The organism is Pseudonocardia sp. D17, assembly GCF_036984265.1.
Classification (GTDB): domain Bacteria; phylum Actinomycetota; class Actinomycetes; order Mycobacteriales; family Pseudonocardiaceae; genus Pseudonocardia; species Pseudonocardia benzenivorans.
The window spans coordinates 1-697 of record NZ_BPRG01000118.1 but is presented as its reverse complement, the minus strand read 5'-3'; the positions used below and the strand labels follow the sequence as shown (position 1 = coordinate 697).

At 70.7% G+C, this 697-nt stretch carries 1 protein-coding gene; it reads left to right on the top strand.

Going from position 1 to position 697, the window contains the following annotated elements:
- Positions 1 to 214 precede the first annotated feature (214 nt).
- Positions 215 to 457, top strand: coding sequence for a hypothetical protein (locus tag PSD17_RS19330; protein WP_339123980.1), 243 nt, complete (start codon positions 215 to 217; stop codon positions 455 to 457).
- Positions 458 to 697 lie beyond the last annotated feature (240 nt).

The window sequence follows — 697 nt, the reverse complement described above, 5'->3', positions numbered from 1 at the left end:
ATGGTCAAACCCGGCGAGGTCCGCTACCCCGCCACCAAGACCGACGGCTCGAACATGGACGGCGTCGGCTCGCCGATCCCCGAGGGCGCACGGGTGCAGCTCGACCCGAGCATCGACGTCGACACCATCCCCGGCATCCAGCAGCGGCGAGAAGGCCATCGCCAAGGCCCTGCAGACCTACGGGGCCTACGTCGGGGACAACGGCGGCGCCCGGATGGCGTTCATCGCCGAGTACGCCCCCGACTCGAACGCCTACTCCCAGGCCGGCCTGTCCGGGGACTTCGTCGCCCTCGACTACATCCCCTGGGCCAAGCTCCGCGTCCTGTCCGACTGGAGCGGCGGCACCGAGACCACCCCCACCGGAACCGACACCAGCTCGGGCTCGGGCTCGGGCTCGGGCTCGGGTGCAGGCGGGGTCGAGCCCAGCGCGGCGACCTGTGGAAACGGGCAGCGATGAGCCTGCCGTTTGACCGCCACGACATGTACCGAGCTCGTCTCGCCTGTCTACCGAGAACCGGCCGTCGATCCGACCAGACCGATCGTTTCATGACCAAGGAGCAGTGACCCCCATGCCTGTCACCACCACCGTCGGCGCCCTGGCCGTCGCCGCCGCGCTGGCCGCGGGACCGGCCGTGACCACCACCCCCGCGCTCGTCGCCGACCAGACCGACAACCGGACCTGCACCGTCCAGACCAC

Excerpts from the sequence above, each read along its gene's own strand:
- PSD17_RS19330 (WP_339123980.1), top strand. The coding sequence starts at position 215 with ATGGCGTTCATCGCCGAGTACGCCCCCGACTCGAACGCCTACTCCCAG.